Consider the following 17618-nt stretch of genomic DNA (forward strand, 5'->3'; position numbering starts at 1 on the left):
ACCTTCCATGTACGTTGTTGTTCAGTGCCCGGCGTGACCGCTCGGCGGCCTCAGCCCATGGCCGAGCCACCCGGCCCGTAGCGCACCCGCCGGTGTTCCTCGGGAAAGTCATCGAAGGAGAGGTCGAGCCACTGGCCGGGCCAGTGGAACTGGGCCAGCCCCTCGCGGGGGCGATAGACGGCGGTGTAGACGGTCCCCAGGCCACGCCCGTAGTCGTGGCGAAACAGCGGCGGCGAGAAGAAAGCCGAAATGAGGCGCTGCTCGGTGGTCGACTCGTCGTCCACCAGGATCGACAGCTGGCGTTCGCGGATCAGCGTCTCCGAGGCCAGCGCGTGGGCATACCACTCGATCTTCTTCTGGTGGTTGGTGGCCACCGGCACGCGGCGGATGCTGGCGCGACGGTCCGGGGCGATCATCGCCGTGACGTAGCGACCCGCGGCGTCGGCCACGGTGATGTTGTAGGCCATGTGGGTGGGCACGCGGGCCAGCACCTCGGCAGCCTCGGGCACGCTGTCGCAGAACTCCAGGAGGTAGCGCAGGATGATCGGCGCGCCGAAGCCCTCGCCCACCACCCGCCGGCCGCCGAAGGCCAGCGACACCGCGAGCCCGCGGTCGTTCATGCCGTCGAGCACCCCCCACAGGCAGTCGGACATGGCGATCACCCCGCGCCCGTTCCACCGCGTGTAGAGGATGGTGCCCTCGCAGAGCTCCGGCGGGTAATCGTAGTTGCGCGCCAGCACGGTAGTGGCGGGGCGCGCCAGCACCGCCTGGGAGCAGCCGGTGATGTAGGGCGGCGGCCGGTAGAGGCTCAGCAGCCGCGCGGCCAGGTCGCCCCCGCCGGCCAGCTCGCAGAGCGTGCGGTAGGTGTCCACCAGCTCCGGCATGTGGCGACGCAGGGCGTTGTAGCAGGCGAGGTACCCGGGGCGCTCTCGCTCCCCCTCGGCCAGGTACCAGGCTTCGTAGGCCGGCCAGTGGTAGTCGAACAGCGCGCGCCACTTGGCGCCCGGCGTCGCCTCGTGAACGGTGCGAAACAGCAGCGTCTTGTGCATCTCGATCGGCGGCGCGCCGCACGCGGCAGCGACGCCGCCCTCCCCGCTCACAGGATCTTGAAGTTGCCGCCGCCCACGGCGTGGCTCACGGCAACTTCCTCCACCACCGGGTCCTGCAGCGCCTGGCCGGCGTACTTCCCGCGGATACCCGCGATCCACGCTTTGGCCCGCTCGGTGAGCTGGAAGTCGTCGTCCATCAGCCGCCCGCGGGTGATCAGGATGCCCAGGTCCGCCCCTTCATAGCGGAAGTCCCCGGCACCGCTGATGCGCAGGAAGAAGGCCTCCTGGTCGTTCTCCGCCGCGTGAGGGTGATAGCTGTAGTGGTCGTAGGCGATGGTGCCATCCTCGTTCATGCGCCACACCCCGGTACGCGGCGCCTGGGTGAGCAGATCGACGCTCTCCTCGGTGTGCTTGATCACCAGCTGGCTCCAGCTGTCGACGCTGTCGGGGTGCGACCAGCGCTCGTTGATCTCGTCGATGTCCAAGTCGAAATCGAGATCGGAGAACTCCAGCAGGTGAAAGAGGAACAGCGGGATGTCGGAATGGGCGAAGGCCGCCACGTTGGTCAGCGAGCTGGCCCCGGTGACCCGCGGGTTGAGCTCGCCCAGATAGACCTCGCCCGTGTCCATGTCGATCAGGAAGTCGAGCTCGAAATAGCCGCGATAGCCCTCGTCGCGCAGCGCCTCGCCGAACTGGAAGGTGTACTCCCGGGCCTTGTCGCGCACCTCCTGGGTGAAGGCGCCGGCGAACATCTCGTTGCCGCACCAGCCGCCCTTGTAGGGAGTGAGCGTCTTGAAGCCGACCAGCTCGGTCATCAAGGGGCCCACCACGGTGCCGCAGCGGGTGGCACAGGCCTCGATGGCCGAGCCGCGGCAGTTGATGCACTTCATGATCTTGACCTCGGGCTCGGCCTCGATCTCCTCGGCGTGCTTGTAGTAGTCATCTTCGCTGGCGATGAAGAAGGTGGTGTGGCCGGAGTCGCCGAAGGCGGTCTGTACCACCAGATCGTTACCCAGATCCTTGCTGACCTCGCACAGCTCCTGGTAGCTGCCCACCTTGGCCAGCACGTTGGGCACGCTGGGCACACCGGCCTTGTTGCCGATGCGCACCGTCTCGATCTTGTTGTCCATGCGTTGACGCAGTGCCGCCGGCGGGAAGGCGACCTTGAGGCCCAGCTGCTCACAGATCGCTTCGGTGTGCTCGTCAAACATCAAGAAGGCGGCTGTACCGGCGTTGTCACCGTCGGCCCGCGACTGGATGAAGTCGATCACCTCCTTGTGCTCGAGCAGGTAGTTGTTGATGTCCTCGATGCTCTCGAAGTCGCGGGGAAACTTCTCCTTGGGCACGAAGACGTTGCGCTGCTGGCCCTCGAAGCAGTCTATGTAGTTGATGTGGCGGAAGTTGCTCACCCAGTCACCGATACCCAGCAGGTTGAAGTTGGTGGCCGAGATGAAGTAGACGGGCTCCTTGTTGTTGCGGAAGTGGCGACGCACATCAGCAATGCTGGTGATCTTGTTCATTGTTGTCGCTCCATCGATGGCGGGAGTGGCGGCATCGGCCGGGGTAGATGCCGTGGCGGAGTCCCCGGGGCGGAACAGTCGTCGCAGCAGGCGTACCAGGGACTCCAGCATGGTGATCTCCTTGGGTCAGAACTCCTCGACATCGGCCCGGCGGGGCTTCTCCAGCGGGCCAAGGGTGTCGAGGAAGGGCGTCGAGCCGCTTTCGGCGCGGTACAGCGGGAAGTCGACACGCCGGTCGCGGAAGCTCTTCAGCGGCTGGCCGAGGCCGCGCAGCCCGGTTTCGCGCTCGCGACGCACCCGGTTCAGGTCCACCTCGATGGGCATGATCTCCTCGCCGGTGCCGGCCTGGTGAATGACGTCGCCGGACGGCCCGACGACGATGGAGCGGCCGTTGCCGATGGCACCGGCGCCGTTGATGTCGAAGAAGTAACACTGGTTGACCGCGGCGTTGGTGCGCGCAATGGCCAGCTCGATGTCGCGGTCGATGGTGTCGGTCATGGTGGGGTGGAGAATCACCTCGGCTCCCATGGCGGCCAGGGTGCGCGTGGTCTCGGGGAACCACATGTCGTAGCAGATCGACACCCCGAAGCGGCCCACGTGGGGCACGTCGAAGGTGACGAACTCGCTGCCGCTCTCCACGCCCGCCTCGTAGGGGCGGAAGGGGAACTGCTTGCGGTAGCGGGCCACCACGTGGCCGTGGGGGTCGATCACCGAGAGGGTGTTGTACACGCCGGCCTCGGTCTGCTCGAACATCGAGCCGGGGATCAGCCAGATGCGGTGCTGTTCGGCCAGCTGGCAGAACAGCATCTCGGCGTGGCTGGGCAGCGGCTGGGCGTGATGAGGGGAAGCGCCCAGCGGCATCAGCTCGCTGAACACCACCATCTGCACCTGGGGGAAGCGACTCATCAGCACGTCGACCCGGTGGCGCATGGCCTCGGTGTTGTCACCATGGTGCAAGGCTTGCAGCTGCACGCCGGCAATCGTGAAATAGGACATCGTCTCGCGTCTCTCTCCGTCAGGCGATCTCGGTCGGTCTGGGCGTGGCGCAAAGCGCCTCGGCTCCGCTCGGGCGGTGGCCGCAGGGATCACCCGGCAGCCGTCAGTGACGGCTCACTACACACCTGAGCTTAAGCCAATTCCCATCCACTGAACATCAACGCTGAACGTCCGCACGGCCACGGACGGGGCTCAGACGGCGAAATCCTCGGGCGCGAAGCCGGCCGGCGGACGCTTGACGACCTTGGTGACGATGTAGGTGAAGTAGCGCTCGATGCCGGCATCCGAGGTCAGCCAGCTGTCGATCAGGCGCTGGTAGGCGTCGATGGAGTCGGCCTCCACCTTGATCAGGTAGTCGACACCACCGCCCACGGCCACGCACTCGGTGACCGCGGGGGTGTCGTGCATCAGCGCCTCGAAACGGGCGAAGCTCGAGGCGTTGTGGGCCTTGAGCTCGATCTGCACCCACACCGGGGTGCGCTTGACCAGCGCCTCGGGGTGGATGCGGGCGCTGTAGCCCTCGATGATCCCGGCCTTCTCCAGGCGGCGCACCCGCTCCCAGCAGGGACTCACCGAGAGGTTGATCGCCTCGGCGAGCTTGGACTTGGTGATGCGGCCATCCCGCGACAGGATCTCGAGTATCTTCAGGTCGTAGCGATCGAGCTTCATGCGATGGGGCGTCCCTCTCAACCCAGGGAGTCGACGATGTCGGCGATCACCGCAATGGTATCACCCATATTGACCAGCGCCGGGTGGCGACGTGCCGCCAGTACACCGCTGCGCTCGGCGCGGTACGTCACCGGCGGCGTGCCGCTGCGCGTCAGGTCATAGACGCGGGCGATCGCCTCGCCCTTCTCGACCCGCTCGCCGAGGGCGAAGGCGAGTTCCAGCAGCCCCGTGTGCTCGCTCTGCACGTAGCAGCTGGCATCCGGCATGTCGAGATAGACCTGCGGCTCGGCGGGCATCGACACCTTGCCTGCCATCAGGCCGTAGTGGATCAGGAAATTGCGCACGCCGCGCTCGGTGATGGCCAGGCTCTCGGGCGTCGAGGTGCCGCCGCCGCCGAGTTCGGTGGCCACGAAGATCTTTCCCTGGCTCTCCACCACGGTATCGAAGAGCGCCGCGGCGTCGAGCTCGAACATCATCATGGCATAGGGGGCGCCGAACGCCTTGGCGCCCTCCAGGGCACGGCGCTGCTGCTCGGCGTCCTCCAGCACGTGGGAGGCACCGAAGGGAATGATGTCCAGGGTGCGCCCGCCGGAGTGCAGGTCGAGTACCACGTCGCTCATCGGCACCATCACCCGGGTGAAGTAGTCGGCGATCTTCTCGGTGACGGTGCCATCCGGGTCGCCGGGAAAGCTGCGGTTGAGGTTGCCGCCGTCGAGCCCCGAGGTGCGCTTGCCGGCCATCACCGCCGGCTGGTTCATGCACGGCACGATGATCACCCGGCCCTGGACGTCCTCGGCGCGCAAGTCGCTTGCGAGCTTCATCAGCGCGGTGATGCCCTCGTACTCGTCGCCGTGGTTGCCGCCGGTGAGCAACGCCGTGGGGCCCGCGCCGTTCTTGACCACGGTGACGGGAATCATCACCGCACCCCAGGCGGATTCGTCGCTGGAGATGGGCAGCTTGAGAAAGCCGTGCTGCACGCCGTCCGCCTCGAAGTCGACGGTCGCGGCGATGGGGCTGGGTCGCTTGGTCATGGTCAGGGTCTCCTTGTTTCGCCCCGGCTCAACGGACGAAAAGTTGTCGGGGAAAGTCCGCCAGCGTCTCGCAGCCGGTCTCGGTGATCAGGATGCTCTCGGTGATCTCCAGGCCCCACTCGTCCTCCCACAGGCCGGGCATGAAGTGGAAGGTCATGCCCGGCTCGAGCACCGTCTCGTCGGAGGGACGCAGACTCATGGTGCGCTCGCCCCAGTCCGGCGGGTAGGAGATGCCGATGGGGTAGCCGCAGCGGGCACCGCCGCGGTCGAAGCCGTACTTGTCCATGGCCGCCCCCAGCGCCATGGCGATATCGGCGGTGCGGTTACCGGGCTTGGCCACCGCCAGGCCGTTGTCGATGCCCTCGAGCAGCGCCGACTCGGCGCGCACGAACTCCGCCGGGGGCCGGCCCAGAAACACGGTGCGTGACATCGGCGCATGGTAGCGCTTGAAGACCCCGGCGATCTCGAAGAAGGTGCCCTCGCCTTCACGAAAGGGGGTGTCGTCCCAGGTGAGGTGCGGGGCGGCGGCGTCCTTGCCGGTAGGCAGCATGGGCACGATGGCCGGGTAGTCGCCGCCGTAGACCTTGCCGTTCTCGTCGCACCAGCCTTCGATGCCCACGCGGTAGATCTCCGAAACCAGCTTGCTCTTGGGCAGCCCCGGCTCGATCACTTCGAGGATGCGCGAGTGCATGCCCTCGACGATCTTCGCCGCCACGCGCATGTACTCGACCTCCTGGGCGGACTTGATGGCGCGGCACCAGTTGACCAGGGAGTTGGCGTCGGCAAAGCGGGCGTGGGGCAGCTCGCGCAGCAGGCTCTGGTAGGCCTTGGCGGAGAAGTAGTAGTTGTCCATCTCCAGCCCCACCACCCCCTGGTGCCAGCCGCGGTCGGGCATGATCGACTGGGCCAGATAGTCCATGGGGTGCATGTCGGGGTTCTGGACGTAGTAGTCCGGGTAGTAGGTGATGTTGTCGGGATCCATCCAGCAGGTGCGCAGCGCCCCGTTGGCGTCCATGCGCCGCCCGTACCACACCGGCTCTCCTTCCAGGCCCAGCAGCACGCACTGGTGGACGTAGAAGGACCAGCCGTCGTATCCGGTCAGCCAGGCCATGTTGGAGGGGTCGCTGATCACCAGCACGTCGATGCCGCGACCGGCCATCTCGGCGCGCACCTTCCAGAGCCGGCTGGCGTATTCCTCACGCGAGAAGGGCAGATTCACCTGGTTCATGGAGCCGCTCGCCATCGCATCACCACTAACCGACCGCCTCCAGGAGCACGAGGGGCCGGGCCAAAATGGTCGGACAAGGGATCGGACGCCCCGCATTGTCATGAACCGCCACCGCCCTGACCATGACAATTGTCCGTCAATGCCGCTAAGCTGATAGTAGCACTCGCCCTTGGCTGGCGGTCAAAGGCTTTATTGGATCATGACAATTGACCTGACCCCGTACCTCAGCGACACCGGTCCCAAGTACCTGGCCATCGCCCAGGCACTCTCCGAGGCGATCCGCCAGGGCGAGCTCACGCCGGGCACCCGCCTGCCGCCCCACCGGCAGATGGCGGAGAGCCTCGGCGTCAGCGTGCAGACGGTGTCGCGCGCCTATGCCCAGGCCGAGAAGATGGGCCTGGTGCAGGCCCGGGTGGGCAGCGGCACCTGGATCAACGCCCTGGACGATGCCCGCGAGTCGGCCTACCTGCGCGGCCACGAACCGCGCCACGAGAGCCCGCTGATCGACCTCTCCATCGCCCATCCGGTGTGCCCCCCGGGCCACCACCTGCGCTTTCGCCAGGCGCTGGCGATGCTGGCTGACCACGCCAGCCCCGAGGTGATCACCGCCAACCGCCCCATCGCCGGGCTGTCCCATCAGCGCGAGCGGGCCAGCGCCTGGCTCGCCAGCCGGCTCCACGTCCCCGGCGAGATGGACGACCGCATCCTGTGCAACGGCGCCGCCCACGCCCTGATGCTGGCCATCTCCAGCGTGGTGCAGCACGGCGACCTGGTACTCACCGAGGCGCTCACCGACCACGGTCTGATCGCCCTGTCGCGCACCCTGGGCTTCCAGTTGCGCGGGGTGGCCGTGGACGGCGACGGGGTGATCCCCGAGGCGCTGGACGGCGCCTGCCGCCGCTTCAAGCCGCGAGCCGTGTGCCTGACGCCCACCCAGCTCAACCCCACCGGCGCTACCATGGGCGAGGCGCGCCGCGACGCCGTGGCCGAGGTGCTGGCCCGCCACCGGGTGTGGCTGATCGAGGACGATGTCCACGCCCTGCTCGAGGCTCCCGGCCTGACTCCGCTCACCGCGCGGCTGCCCGACATGGGCTTCCACGTGACCAGCTTCACCAAGGTCACCGTGCCGGGGCTGCGCGCCGGCTACCTCACCGTGCCGCGCGGCCAGCTGCACCATGTGCTGCCCCGCATGCGCGCCACCAGTTGGATGGCCACGCCACTCTCCTTCGAGCTCGCCGACCAGTGGCTTGCCGACGGCACCATCGAGACGCTGGCCGCCGAGCAGCGCCAGTTGCTCGCCACCCGCCAGCGCCTGGCGGCGCGGTTGCTCGCCCGTCACGCCCTGGCCTCGCGCCCCACCAGCCTGCACGTCTGGGTAACGCTTCCGGATGCCTGGCGCGCCGAGGAGCTGCAGCAGCACGCCGAGCAGGAGGGCATCGCCATCACCACGGCGGTACCCTTCATGGTCGAGCAGACGCCACCCCCACGCCGCATCCGCGTGAGCCTGGGCGCCGAGCAGGACCTCGACCGCCTCGAGGAGGGACTCAAGCGCCTGGCGGTGCTACTCGAGGAGGCACCGCCACCCATGATGCAGATCGTCTACTGACCCACCGCCATTCACGAGAACAGGAGGAGCTGTCATGCGCGTACTGGTCCATATCGACGACGCCGAGCTGTGGCGCGACGCCCTGGCTCGCCGTCTCCCGGAAGCCGAGGTCATCACCAGCGCGGCCCCGGAAAGCGCCCGCCGCGCGGCCGACTACCTGGCGGTGTGGAAGCCGCCCGAGTGGCTGCTGCGCGAGCCCACCGCCCTCAAGGGCATCGTCAACCTGGGCGCCGGCGTCGATGCCCTGCTGAACAACCCCGGCCTCCCCTCGGGGGTGCCCATCGTCAAGCTGCGCGATGCCGGCATGGCGGAGCTGATCGGCGACTACGTGCGCTACGCCGTGCTGCACTTCCAGCGCGACTTCGACCGCTACCGCCGCCAGCAGGCGCATGCCGAATGGCGCGAGCACGCCGTGGTCGACAAGGCCGACTGGCCGGTGGGCGTGCTGGGGCTGGGCGCCATCGGCGCCAAGGTGGCCTCCATGGTCGCCGCCGACGGCTTCCCGGTGCACGGCTGGAGCCGCTCGCCCAAATCGCTCGAGGCCGTCACTTGCCACCACGGCGACGCCGGCCTGGCGGCGTTGCTGGCCCGGGTGCGCAGCCTGGTGCTGCTGCTCCCCGACACCCCGGCCACGCGCCATATCGTCAACGCCGAGACCCTGTCGGCGCTGCCGGCCGGCGCCAGCCTGATCAACCCCGGGCGCGGCACACTGGTCGACGAGGCTGCCCTGCTCGAGGCGCTGGGCGAGGGTGAGCGTGAAGGCCGGCTGCGCGGCGCCGTGCTCGACGCCTTTCCCGAGGAGCCGCTGGCGGCCGAGAACCCGCTGTGGTCGCACCCGCGGGTGTGGATCACCCCGCACATGGCCGGGCCCACGCCCCTCGGCGCGGCACTCGACCAGGTCGCCGAGGCCCTGCGCGCCTTCGCGGCGGGCGAGCCCATCGATACCGTCGATCCCGCAGCCGGCTACTGAACGCTCGGCAACAACCCTCCCGCCACCCGCCAGCGGCCGGGCCCCGGGCCCGGCCGCCGGCTGGTGCTGGCGGGTGCCTCAGCTCGACGGCAGCAGCTGCTTGAGACGACCGCCGTAGAGCTCGGCGGCGACCTTGAAGCGCCCGATCAGCCCCGACATCTCGCCGGCCTGGTCGTCCAGCGAGCGGCTCGCCGCGGCCACCTGCTCGACGAGAGCGGCATTCTCCTGGGTGGTCTGCTCGAGCTGGGCCACCGCCTGGTTGATCTGCTCGATACCCGCCGACTGCTCGGTGGTGGCCGCCGACATGTCGCTGACCAGGTCGGCGACCTGGCGCACCTCGCGGGTGATCGCCGCCAGGGCATCATGGGTCTCGCTCACCAGGCCGTCGCCCTTGGCCACGCGCTGGGCGTTGTTGTCGATGAGTCGGCGAATCTTCTCCGCCTCGTCGGCACTGCGGCTGGCCAGCTTGCGCACTTCGCCGGCCACCACGGCGAAGCCGCGCCCGTGCTCGCCGGCGCGTGCCGCCTCCACCGAGGCGTTGAGCGCCAGCAGGTTGGTCTGGAAGGCGATGCTGTCGATGGCCTCGACGATGGCGTTGATCTGGCGATTGGCCTCGTGGATCTCGCGCATGGCATCGCGTGCCTGGGCGGCCACCTGGCTCGCCTGGTCGGCGCGGCTCGCCGTCGCCTCGCTCATGCGCTGGGCCTCGCGGGCGTTATCCGCCGACTGGCGCACCGTGGAGGTGATCTGCTCCATGCTGGTGGCGGTCTCCACCAACGACGAGGACTGCTCCTCGGTGCGGCTGGCCAGGTCCTGGTTGCCCTGGGCGATCTCGCCGCTGGCCGAGGTCACGCCCGAGGCGCCCTGCTGGATGCTCGCCACCAGTGCCTCCATGCTCTCGGTGGAGGCATTGAAGGCCGCATAGAAGCGGGAGAGCTCGTCGGTGCCGGGCACCGGCAGGCGCTGGGTCAGGTCGCCGTCGCGCTCGGCGATCTGGCGCAGGGCGGCCTGCAGGGGGCCGACGATGCTGCGCACCAGCAGGGCGGCCAGCAGCAGGGCCGCGCCGACGGCCAGGCCGGCAAACAGCGCGAAGCGCCACAGCTCGCCACGGGCATCGGCCGCCAGTGCCTCGGCATCGGCCAGCACGCCGGCGGCCATCGCCTCTTCCACTCCCTTGAGACGCTCGATCTTGGCCGTCTGGGTATCGAACCAGCGCGCCGCATCGAGCCCGTAGCCGCCGTTGACGCCCTGGTTGACGGCGATCTGTCGCATCATGGTGAGCCGGCCGGCATCCTCGTGCTCCGCGGTGGCGGCCTGGTAGCGCTCGCTCATCGCCGGCCGGGCCAGGGCCAGGAAGCTATCCTCGAAGGCCGAGGCTTGGCCGAGCAGCTCCATGAAGGCGTAGTAGGTCTGGGGCGCCATGCGGTTGGCCGAGAAGGCGCCGGCAAGCAGGGCGCGCTCGATGCCCGCGGTTTCCTTGAGTTCCATCAGGGCGGCGTAGGCGCTGAGGTCGCGCGACAGCGTGCCGGCATCGACCCTGGCAGTGAGGCGCGTCGCGATCTCCATCAGGGTGCCGTTGAGGCCGCTGTAGTAGGCCAGCGACTCGCTCGGCTTGATCGCCAGGGAGTCGATGGCAGCCCGCCGCGAGGCCAGTTCGGCGAGGTCGGCGTCGAGACCCTCGCTGAGCGCGGCGATCCGCGGGTCCCCGCCGGCATCGAGCGCGGACGAGCTGCTGCGAAACGCCGCCAGCCGCTCGTCCGCGCGGCCGCGCTGCTCGGCCAGACGATTGCCGAAGCTCTCGCCGTCGCTGCTTAGGTAGCCCGAGGAGAGGCCGCGCTCCACCTGGAGTTCGTGCACCAGATCGCCGACCCGATTGGCCAGGTGGGTCATCTGCTCCACCTCGGCCATGTCGGCGGCCAGCTGCTGCCGCTCGAGGATGCCGCTGGCCGCCAGCCAGGCGATGACGAGAATGGGAAGGGCCAGCGCAAGCAGGAACTTGCGCGACATGGAAATACGATGAAGGACATGGGTCATGAGATGCTTACCTGCCGAACCTGAGTGATCGCAACAAGAAAGTGCGGTGGAAATCGGGTGGTGCGTGATTGTTGTTGTGATATCAGCCGGCTGTCTCCCAGGACCGGTACCGACTGGGACCGGTCACGCAAAGGGCTACGCGGTTACCGTCAATGTCGGCCTGGAAAGGTTCGCCTTTAGTCCAATGGTCATGAAAGCGTCATAAATTTGACCGACATCATGTCCGCTACGCGGGGCGGACCGACAAACCGGGGGTTGTGCTCCGGCTACACGAACCGCACATCAATGAGTAGGCTGATAGGAGAGAGCCCACTCACTGCACGGAGGTACGCCATGACGACGCACGTCGATTACGGCCCCCACGACCTGCTGCTGGTCGTGGACATGCAGAACGACTTCTGCGAGGGCGGCGCCCTGGCAGTGTCGGGCGGTGCCGCCCTGGTACCGGGCATCAATGCGCAGATCCAGGCCGCCCGCGAAGCCGGCGCCTTGGTGGCCGCCTCCCGCGACTGGCACCCCGTCGATCATGTGAGCTTCGAGCATCGCGGCGGGCCCTGGCCGGTGCACTGCGTCCAGGACACGCAGGGGGCGGCCTTTCACCCGGATCTCGCCCTCACCGACGATGTCATCCGCGTGAGCAAGGCCACCGCCTTCGACGCCGACGCCTACTCCGCCTTCGACGGCACCGGCTTCGGCGGCTACCTGCGCGACCGCGGCATCCAGCGGGTGGTGGTGTGCGGCCTGGCCATGGACGTTTGCGTGCAGGCTACCGCCAAGGATGCGCTCAAGGAGGGCTTCAAGGTGGTACTGCTCGAGACGCTGACCGAACCGGTCGACCCCGAGGCGCGCGGTCGCATCCGCGAAGAGCTCGAGCAGGCTGGCGCCGAGGTCCGCGCATGAGCCAGCGCCCGCCCTACGGCGTCGACGACAGCGACCTCGCGCTGCTCACCGACCTCTACCAGTTGACCATGCTGCAGGCCTACTGGAAGGAAGGCATGGAGGAGCGCGCCACCTTCAGCCTCTACTTCCGCAAGCTGCCGCCGACGCGGCGCTTCATGCTCGCCTGCGGCCAGCAGCACGCCGCCGAGCTGGCCACCCGGCTGCGCTTCAGCGATGCCCACCTCGCCAGCCTGGCCGAGACCGGCACCTTCGACGACGCCTTTCTCGACTGGCTGAAGGACTTTCGCTTCAGCGGCGACATCTGGACGCTGCCCGAGGGCACGCCGGTGTTCGAGAACGAGCCCTTCATGGAGGTGGACGCGCCGATTGCCGAGGCGCAGCTGCTGGAGAGCCTGGTCATGAACCTGGTGCAGCTGGAGACGGTGATCGCCTCCAAAGCGGTGCGCCTCGTGCTCGCGGCCCACGGGCGTCCGGTGGTCGACTTCGGCCTGCGCCGCATGCATGGCATCGACGCCGCGGTGCGGGGAGTGCGCGCCTACCGTACCGCGGGGCTGGCGGGCACCAGCAATGTGCTCGGCGGGCTGCGCCACGACCTGCCGCTGCGCGGCACCATGGCGCACAGCTATATCCTCGCCCACGACGACGAACGAGAGGCGTTTCGTGCCTTCGCCCGCCACTACCCGAACACCACCCTGCTGGTGGACACCCACGACACCCTGGCGGGCGTGGACAAGGTGATCGCGCTGATGGCCGAGGAGCCCGCGCTGCGCGTGGCCGCCATCCGGCTCGATTCCGGCGACCTCGGCGAGCTCGCCCACCGCTCCCGCGAGCGGCTCGACGCAGCCGGCCATGCTGACGTGAAGATCATCGCCAGCAGCGGCCTCGACGAACACAAGATCGCCGCCCTGCTCGACGACGACGCGCCCATCGACGCCTTTGGCGTGGGTACCGAGATGGGGGTGGCTGCCGACGCCCCGGTGATCGACCTCTCCTACAAGCTCGTCGAGTACGCCGACACGCCGCGGGTCAAGCACTCCACCGGCAAGATCAACCTGCCGGGTCGCAAGCAGCTCTATCGGTGCTTCGACGCCGCGGGGCAGATGACGGGCGACGTCATCGCCCGGCGCGAGGAGCCGGGCATCGAGGGCGAGCCGCTGCTGCGACCGCTGGTACGCGGCGGCGCGGTGAACGCCGACGCGATGGCGCTGGCCGACGACGCCCGCGAGCGCGTCCAGACCTCACTCGACGCCATGCCCGTCACGCTTCGGCGTCTCGACCCGGGCCGGCCCGACTACCCGGTCGCGCTGAGCTCCGAGCTCGACCGGCTCCGCTCGCAGACCTGACGCGGCTCCCGGGCGCTCAGTCGAGGAGCGCCTGGAACTGCTTGAGCCATTCGCCATGGGCCGGCCAGGCCGGCGCCGTGACCAGCCGCCCCGAAGTGACCGCCTGGTCGACGGCGATCTCGGCGTAGTCGCCGCCCGCCAGGCGCACTTCCGGGGCGCAGGCCGGGTAGGCGGAGACGCGATGCCCCTCGAGGGAGACCGCCGCCGCCAGCAGCTGGGCGCCGTGGCAGATTACGGCCATGGGCTTGTCGTTCTCCACGAAGTGACGCACCAGATCGAGCACCCGCTCGTCGAGGCGCAGGTATTCCGGGGCGCGGCCGCCGGGAATCACCAGACCGTCGTAGGCGGCCAGCTCGACCTCGGCGAAGGTGGCGTTGAGGGTGAAGTCGTGCCCCGGCTTCTCGGAGTAGGTCTGGTCGCCCTCGAAGTCGTGGATGGCGGTACGCACCTTGTCGCCCTCGCGCTTGTCGGGACAGACCGCATCCACCCGATGCCCCATGGCCTGCAGGGCCTGGAAGGGCACCATGATCTCGTAGTCCTCGACATAGTCACCGGCGATCAGCAGCAGTCTGGCCATGGGAGTCTCCTTGCGTGGATAGGGCGGCTGGAAAATGTCACGCTTTGCAAGCGAAGCCTAGTCGAGCGGGTCCATAGCGCAAATTCCGTGCACGCCGGAACCCGTCGGGGCGCGACGCGCTCCCACATTGGCCACCCCATGCTCAGCGGGTCTTGCCACGGGAGCCTTCGATGCCGCACTCAGCCCTTCCTCGCCATGCGCAGGCCGCCCTGCTGCTGGCCGCGCTCCTGGCCCCGGCGCTGGCCTTCGCCGGCCCCGAACCCACGCCCTTCACCGCACGCTATCAGCTGGAACTGAGCGGCTGGCCCGATGCCACCATCGACCATCGCCTCGTGCGCGAGGGCCACCACTGGCTCAGCGAGATGCGCGCGGCGATCGCCCTGGCCCGCGGCGAGGAGCGCAGCCGCTTTCGTGTTGCCGCCGAGGCGGTGGAGCCGCTGCACTACGCCAGCAGCTACTCGCTGCTGGGCATGGGCGAGCGCTACCAGCTGGCACCGGATGCCCTGCGCCAGCGACTCGACCGCCAGACGGCGCTCTTCGCCCTGTCGCGGCGGGCCCTTGCCGGCGAGTGCACCACGCCCTGCCGGCTCGACTACCAGGACCACGAGGGAGAGAAGGAAACGCTCGAGTTCCGCGTGCTGGCGCGGGAGCGCCTGAGCGTGCCGGCGGGCGACTTCCCGTCGGTGACGGTGGAGGCCCGCGACCCCGCGAAACCCGATCGCCGCCTGGTGCTGCGCTTCCACGCCGAGCTCCCCGGCCTGCTGCTGGATGCCGCCTACCACCGCGACGGCGAGCGCCGCAGTCGCCTGGCGCTCACCGCCCTGGAGCAGCCCCGGCCCTGACACGCCGCCCCATTGGCCAGCCTCCCGGGTTGGGCTAGAGTGTGCCGCTTCGGTTCGCTCAGCGGCGGGCCGTCACGCCTTTTCGGACGAAACCTGAGGAGAAGGGAATCTCGATGCTGAGCGGTCTACTGCTGGTGCTGCTGCCGCTGCTTCTGGGCTACCTGGTGCCGGTGCCCCATGCCGGGGTGATGGCCGCCATCAATCGCGGCGTCAACGCCACCATCTACGTCATCCTGTTGCTGATGGGCGTGAGCCTGGCCGGGCTCGACGACCTGGCCCGCCAGCTCTCGCGCATGGGCGGCCAGGCGCTGCTGCTCTTCGCGCTGCTCTCCGCCTGCAACCTGACGGCGCTGGCCTGGCTGGCGCGCCGCCCTCACGTGCGCCTCGACCCCGCCCGCACGGTGGCCGGCGCCCCCACCAGCAAGCTCGCCGCCCTGGCCGGCTCGCTGGCCCTGGTGGCGGTGGTCGTCGCCGGCGTACTGGCGGGGCTGGCCGCCGCCGCCCTGGGCGGCGGCGCGGCGCTCTTCGCCGGCGCCGAGCGGCTTGCCGAATGGGTGCTCTACCTGCTGCTGGCGCTGATCGGCTGCCAGCTGCGCAACTCCGGCATGCCGCTGCGCCAGATCCTGCTCAACCGCCACGGCCTGGCGATCGCCGCCACCCTGGCGGGCAGCTCGCTGGTGGGCGGCCTGCTCGCCGCGCCGCTGCTCGCGCTGGCCTGGAACGAGGGGCTGGCGCTCGCCGCCGGCTTCGGCTGGTACTCGCTCTCCGGCATCCTGATCGGCGACGGGCTGGGGGCGCGGCTGGGCGGCGTGGCCTTCTTCAACGACCTGCTGCGCGAGCTCGCGGCCTTCGTGCTGATCCCACTGACCATCCGCCGACACGCGCCGCTGGCCATCGGCTACGGCGGCGCCACGGCCATGGACTTCACCCTGCCGGTGATCCAGCAGCACGGCGGCGTGGCCTGCGTGCCGGTGGCCGTGGTCTCTGGCTTTCTGCTGTCGCTGCTGTCGCCGCCGCTGATCCTGTTCTTCCTGTCCTTATGACAATCAGGGCTATCATCGTAGTTATTTTGGGTTCATCGCAGACTGGCGTGAACTGGCTCTGTGGGAGGGAGCTTCAGCTCGCGAAGTAGCGCGCAGCGCTACCCATGGGGCGCCTACGGCGCCTTCGCCCGGCAGAGCCGGCCTCCCACCCTGAAGTTTGCCAAACATGTTCACTCTAAAGTGCGAAGAGTCTTATTTAGTGGGAGGCAGCGCCATCCTCCCTCTTAGCCACTCTCTACCGTGGTTGCCATCAACTGCGAAAGCCCTGTTATCACAAGGGGTAGGCTTGCACCAATCTTGCACTGTTGTTGATCATTGGCTGCATCGCCATCGCCGATACTGAGGCGTCATCGCCACCGCTGCCGAGACCCGCTCCATGGCCCTACGCCTGCCCCGTCCCGCCGTGTCCCGCCTGGGCATCAAGCTGTTTTTGATCATCCTGCTGGGCAACGTGGTGATCGCCGGCCTGGTGTTCCTGGCCGTGTCGCGCAGCCTCGACCGCGGCTTCATCGAATACCTGGAGACCACCCAGGCCAACCGCGCCGCGACGCTCGCCGAGGGGCTCGGCGAGGAGTGGGCAAGGCGCGACGGCTGGCAGTGGCTGCGCAACTCGCCCCCAGCCTGGCACCGACTGGTGCGCCAGCAGCTGTGGCCCGGCGAGCGCCGCCCGCCCCACGGCATCGAGCGCCAGCTGGGCGATGCCCGCGACTTCGTGCTCCACGATGCCCAGGGCCTGCCGGTGATCGGCCTGCCGCCCGACAAGAACGGCGACGCCGCCGAGCTCGAATGGCTGCCCATCCGGCATGACGGCGAGCAGGTCGGCACCCTCGGCTATCGCCCGCCGCGCCAACTGCTGGCACGCATGGAGCGCGTCTTCCTGGAGCGCCAGCAGCGCAACTTGAGCATCATCATCGCCGCTCTGGGGCTCGCTTCGCTGCTGCTGGCCGGGGCCCTGGCGTGGTGGCTGGGGCGGCGCACTCGCGGCATGGCACTCGCCACCCGGCGCCTCACCGAGGGCGACTACAGCACCCGCCTGCCCCAGCGCGGCCGCGACGAGCTGGCCCGCCTGGCGGGCGACTTCAACGTCCTGGCGGCCACCCTCGAGGCCAGCCGCCAGGCCCGGGAGCGCTGGGTCTCGGACATCGCCCACGAGCTGCGCACGCCGCTCGCCGTGCTGCGCGGCGAGATCGAGGCGATGCAGGACGGCATTCGCCCGCTCAACCCCGACAGCCTGCGCTCCCTGGGCCAGGAGGTGGGACAGCTCGAACGCCTGGTGGCCGACCTGCGCTTGCTCTCGCAGAGCGACGCCGGGGCGCTGGAGGTCCAGCTCGCTCCCCTGGACCTGGCCGAGCACCTCGGCGCGCGCCTCGAGGAGGCGCGCGGCTGGCTGGCCGACAGCGGCCTGACGCTGACCGCCGACATTCACGGCCCGGCGTGGATGCGCGGCGATGCGCGGCGACTGCGCCAGCTGTGGACCAACCTGCTCGACAACAGCTGCGCCTATACCCAGGCACCGGGACAGCTCGAGGTGCGCCTCGCCGTGGTCGGCGACCGGGTGCGCGTCACCTGGCAGGACAGCGCCCCGGGGGTGCCCGAGGCGGCGCTGGGCAAGCTCACCGAGCGCCTCTATCGTGTGGAGGGCTCGCGCAGCCGCGCCAGCGGCGGCAGCGGTCTGGGGCTCTCCATCGCCGGGGCCCTGGTCAAGAGCCACGGCGGCACCTTCACGCCCTCGGCGTCGCCGCTGGGTGGGCTATGCTGGACCCTGGAATTCCCGCGGCTCGACGCCGCCGGCTGACAAGGAAGCACCGCC

The 17618-nt window shown here is 69.1% G+C and carries 15 protein-coding genes; 7 read left to right on the top strand and 8 right to left on the bottom strand.

All coding sequences use genetic code 11. The annotated features are described in order from the left end of the window. Positions 1-50 precede the first annotated feature (50 nt). The 6 genes from FEF15_RS08475 to doeA form a co-directional block, all read right to left on the bottom strand. On the bottom strand, positions 51-1049 hold the full coding sequence (locus tag FEF15_RS08475; protein WP_163558722.1) for a C45 family peptidase: 999 nt from the start codon (positions 1047-1049) through the stop codon (positions 51-53). A gap of 47 nt (positions 1050-1096) precedes the next feature. Then, positions 1097-2680 (bottom strand): biotin carboxylase, encoded by a 1584-nt coding sequence (locus tag FEF15_RS08480; RefSeq protein WP_240454115.1) that lies wholly within the window; start codon positions 2678-2680, stop codon positions 1097-1099. Between the two features lie 15 nt (positions 2681-2695). Continuing rightward, a complete protein-coding gene (locus FEF15_RS08485) occupies positions 2696-3565 on the bottom strand; it encodes a carbon-nitrogen hydrolase family protein (protein WP_163558723.1) in 870 nt (289 codons plus the stop codon). Positions 3566-3757: 192 nt separating this feature from the next. Further along, positions 3758-4234: an Lrp/AsnC family transcriptional regulator gene (locus tag FEF15_RS08490; RefSeq protein WP_163558724.1), complete on the bottom strand. Its 477-nt coding sequence runs from the start codon at positions 4232-4234 to the stop codon at positions 3758-3760. Positions 4235-4251: 17 nt separating this feature from the next. Further along, positions 4252-5265 (bottom strand): N(2)-acetyl-L-2,4-diaminobutanoate deacetylase DoeB, encoded by a 1014-nt coding sequence (gene doeB / locus FEF15_RS08495; RefSeq protein WP_205598499.1) that lies wholly within the window; start codon positions 5263-5265, stop codon positions 4252-4254. A gap of 28 nt (positions 5266-5293) precedes the next feature. Beyond that, positions 5294-6493: an ectoine hydrolase DoeA gene (doeA, locus tag FEF15_RS08500; RefSeq protein WP_163558725.1), complete on the bottom strand. Its 1200-nt coding sequence runs from the start codon at positions 6491-6493 to the stop codon at positions 5294-5296. A gap of 199 nt (positions 6494-6692) precedes the next feature. Here doeA and FEF15_RS08505 point away from each other — a divergent pair, with 199 nt between their 5' ends. Continuing rightward, positions 6693-8099 carry a PLP-dependent aminotransferase family protein gene (locus FEF15_RS08505; RefSeq protein WP_163558726.1) on the top strand — a complete coding sequence of 469 codons (1407 nt, stop codon included), beginning with the start codon at positions 6693-6695 and terminating at the stop codon, positions 8097-8099. Positions 8100-8133: 34 nt separating this feature from the next. Then, positions 8134-9069: a glyoxylate/hydroxypyruvate reductase A gene (locus FEF15_RS08510; RefSeq protein WP_163558727.1), complete on the top strand. Its 936-nt coding sequence runs from the start codon at positions 8134-8136 to the stop codon at positions 9067-9069. A 78-nt stretch (positions 9070-9147) separates the two neighbouring features. On the opposite strand, the gene FEF15_RS08515 is transcribed toward FEF15_RS08510, so the two are convergent. After that, positions 9148-11103 carry a methyl-accepting chemotaxis protein gene (locus tag FEF15_RS08515; protein ID WP_240454116.1) on the bottom strand — a complete coding sequence of 652 codons (1956 nt, stop codon included), beginning with the start codon at positions 11101-11103 and terminating at the stop codon, positions 9148-9150. 333 nt (positions 11104-11436) lie between these two features. On the opposite strand from FEF15_RS08515, the gene FEF15_RS08520 reads away from it, so the two are divergent. Together FEF15_RS08520 and FEF15_RS08525 are read left to right on the top strand one after the other, a co-directional pair. Then, complete coding sequence (locus FEF15_RS08520) at positions 11437-12003, top strand: nicotinamidase (RefSeq protein ID WP_163558728.1); 567 nt, start codon at positions 11437-11439, stop codon at positions 12001-12003. Then, positions 12000-13346 carry a nicotinate phosphoribosyltransferase gene (locus FEF15_RS08525; protein ID WP_163558729.1) on the top strand — a complete coding sequence of 449 codons (1347 nt, stop codon included), beginning with the start codon at positions 12000-12002 and terminating at the stop codon, positions 13344-13346. Before FEF15_RS08520 ends, FEF15_RS08525 begins: the two co-directional genes overlap by 4 nt. Before the next feature lie 16 nt (positions 13347-13362). On the opposite strand, the gene FEF15_RS08530 is transcribed toward FEF15_RS08525, so the two are convergent. Further along, positions 13363-13923, bottom strand: coding sequence for a DJ-1/PfpI family protein (locus tag FEF15_RS08530; RefSeq protein WP_163558730.1), 561 nt, complete (start codon positions 13921-13923; stop codon positions 13363-13365). A gap of 170 nt (positions 13924-14093) precedes the next feature. Between FEF15_RS08530 and FEF15_RS08535 the strand changes: the two genes are divergently transcribed. From FEF15_RS08535 to FEF15_RS08545, 3 genes are all read left to right on the top strand, one after another. Next, a complete protein-coding gene (locus FEF15_RS08535) occupies positions 14094-14765 on the top strand; it encodes a hypothetical protein (RefSeq protein WP_163558731.1) in 672 nt (223 codons plus the stop codon). 113 nt (positions 14766-14878) lie between these two features. Then, positions 14879-15808, top strand: a complete 930-nt coding sequence (locus FEF15_RS08540; RefSeq protein WP_163558732.1) for a lysine exporter LysO family protein — start codon at positions 14879-14881, stop codon at positions 15806-15808. Between the two features lie 376 nt (positions 15809-16184). Continuing rightward, entirely contained in the window at positions 16185-17603 is a 1419-nt protein-coding gene (locus tag FEF15_RS08545; RefSeq protein WP_163558733.1) for an ATP-binding protein, read from the top strand. Positions 17604-17618 lie beyond the last annotated feature (15 nt).

Origin of the sequence: Halomonas sp. NO4, assembly GCF_010994375.1 — a bacterium.
Lineage (GTDB): Bacteria > Pseudomonadota > Gammaproteobacteria > Pseudomonadales > Halomonadaceae > Halomonas.

Excerpts from the sequence above, each read along its gene's own strand:
- FEF15_RS08475 (WP_163558722.1), bottom strand. The coding sequence starts at position 1,049 with ATGCACAAGACGCTGCTGTTTCGCACCGTTCACGAGGCGACGCCGGGC.
- FEF15_RS08480 (WP_240454115.1), bottom strand. The coding sequence starts at position 2,680 with ATGCTGGAGTCCCTGGTACGCCTGCTGCGACGACTGTTCCGCCCCGGG.
- FEF15_RS08485 (WP_163558723.1), bottom strand. The coding sequence starts at position 3,565 with ATGTCCTATTTCACGATTGCCGGCGTGCAGCTGCAAGCCTTGCACCAT.
- FEF15_RS08490 (WP_163558724.1), bottom strand. The coding sequence starts at position 4,234 with ATGAAGCTCGATCGCTACGACCTGAAGATACTCGAGATCCTGTCGCGG.
- doeB (WP_205598499.1), bottom strand. The coding sequence starts at position 5,265 with ATGACCAAGCGACCCAGCCCCATCGCCGCGACCGTCGACTTCGAGGCG.
- doeA (WP_163558725.1), bottom strand. The coding sequence starts at position 6,493 with ATGAACCAGGTGAATCTGCCCTTCTCGCGTGAGGAATACGCCAGCCGG.
- FEF15_RS08505 (WP_163558726.1), top strand. The coding sequence starts at position 6,693 with ATGACAATTGACCTGACCCCGTACCTCAGCGACACCGGTCCCAAGTAC.
- FEF15_RS08510 (WP_163558727.1), top strand. The coding sequence starts at position 8,134 with ATGCGCGTACTGGTCCATATCGACGACGCCGAGCTGTGGCGCGACGCC.
- FEF15_RS08515 (WP_240454116.1), bottom strand. The coding sequence starts at position 11,103 with ATGACCCATGTCCTTCATCGTATTTCCATGTCGCGCAAGTTCCTGCTT.
- FEF15_RS08520 (WP_163558728.1), top strand. The coding sequence starts at position 11,437 with ATGACGACGCACGTCGATTACGGCCCCCACGACCTGCTGCTGGTCGTG.
- FEF15_RS08525 (WP_163558729.1), top strand. The coding sequence starts at position 12,000 with ATGAGCCAGCGCCCGCCCTACGGCGTCGACGACAGCGACCTCGCGCTG.
- FEF15_RS08530 (WP_163558730.1), bottom strand. The coding sequence starts at position 13,923 with ATGGCCAGACTGCTGCTGATCGCCGGTGACTATGTCGAGGACTACGAG.
- FEF15_RS08535 (WP_163558731.1), top strand. The coding sequence starts at position 14,094 with ATGCCGCACTCAGCCCTTCCTCGCCATGCGCAGGCCGCCCTGCTGCTG.
- FEF15_RS08540 (WP_163558732.1), top strand. The coding sequence starts at position 14,879 with ATGCTGAGCGGTCTACTGCTGGTGCTGCTGCCGCTGCTTCTGGGCTAC.
- FEF15_RS08545 (WP_163558733.1), top strand. The coding sequence starts at position 16,185 with ATGGCCCTACGCCTGCCCCGTCCCGCCGTGTCCCGCCTGGGCATCAAG.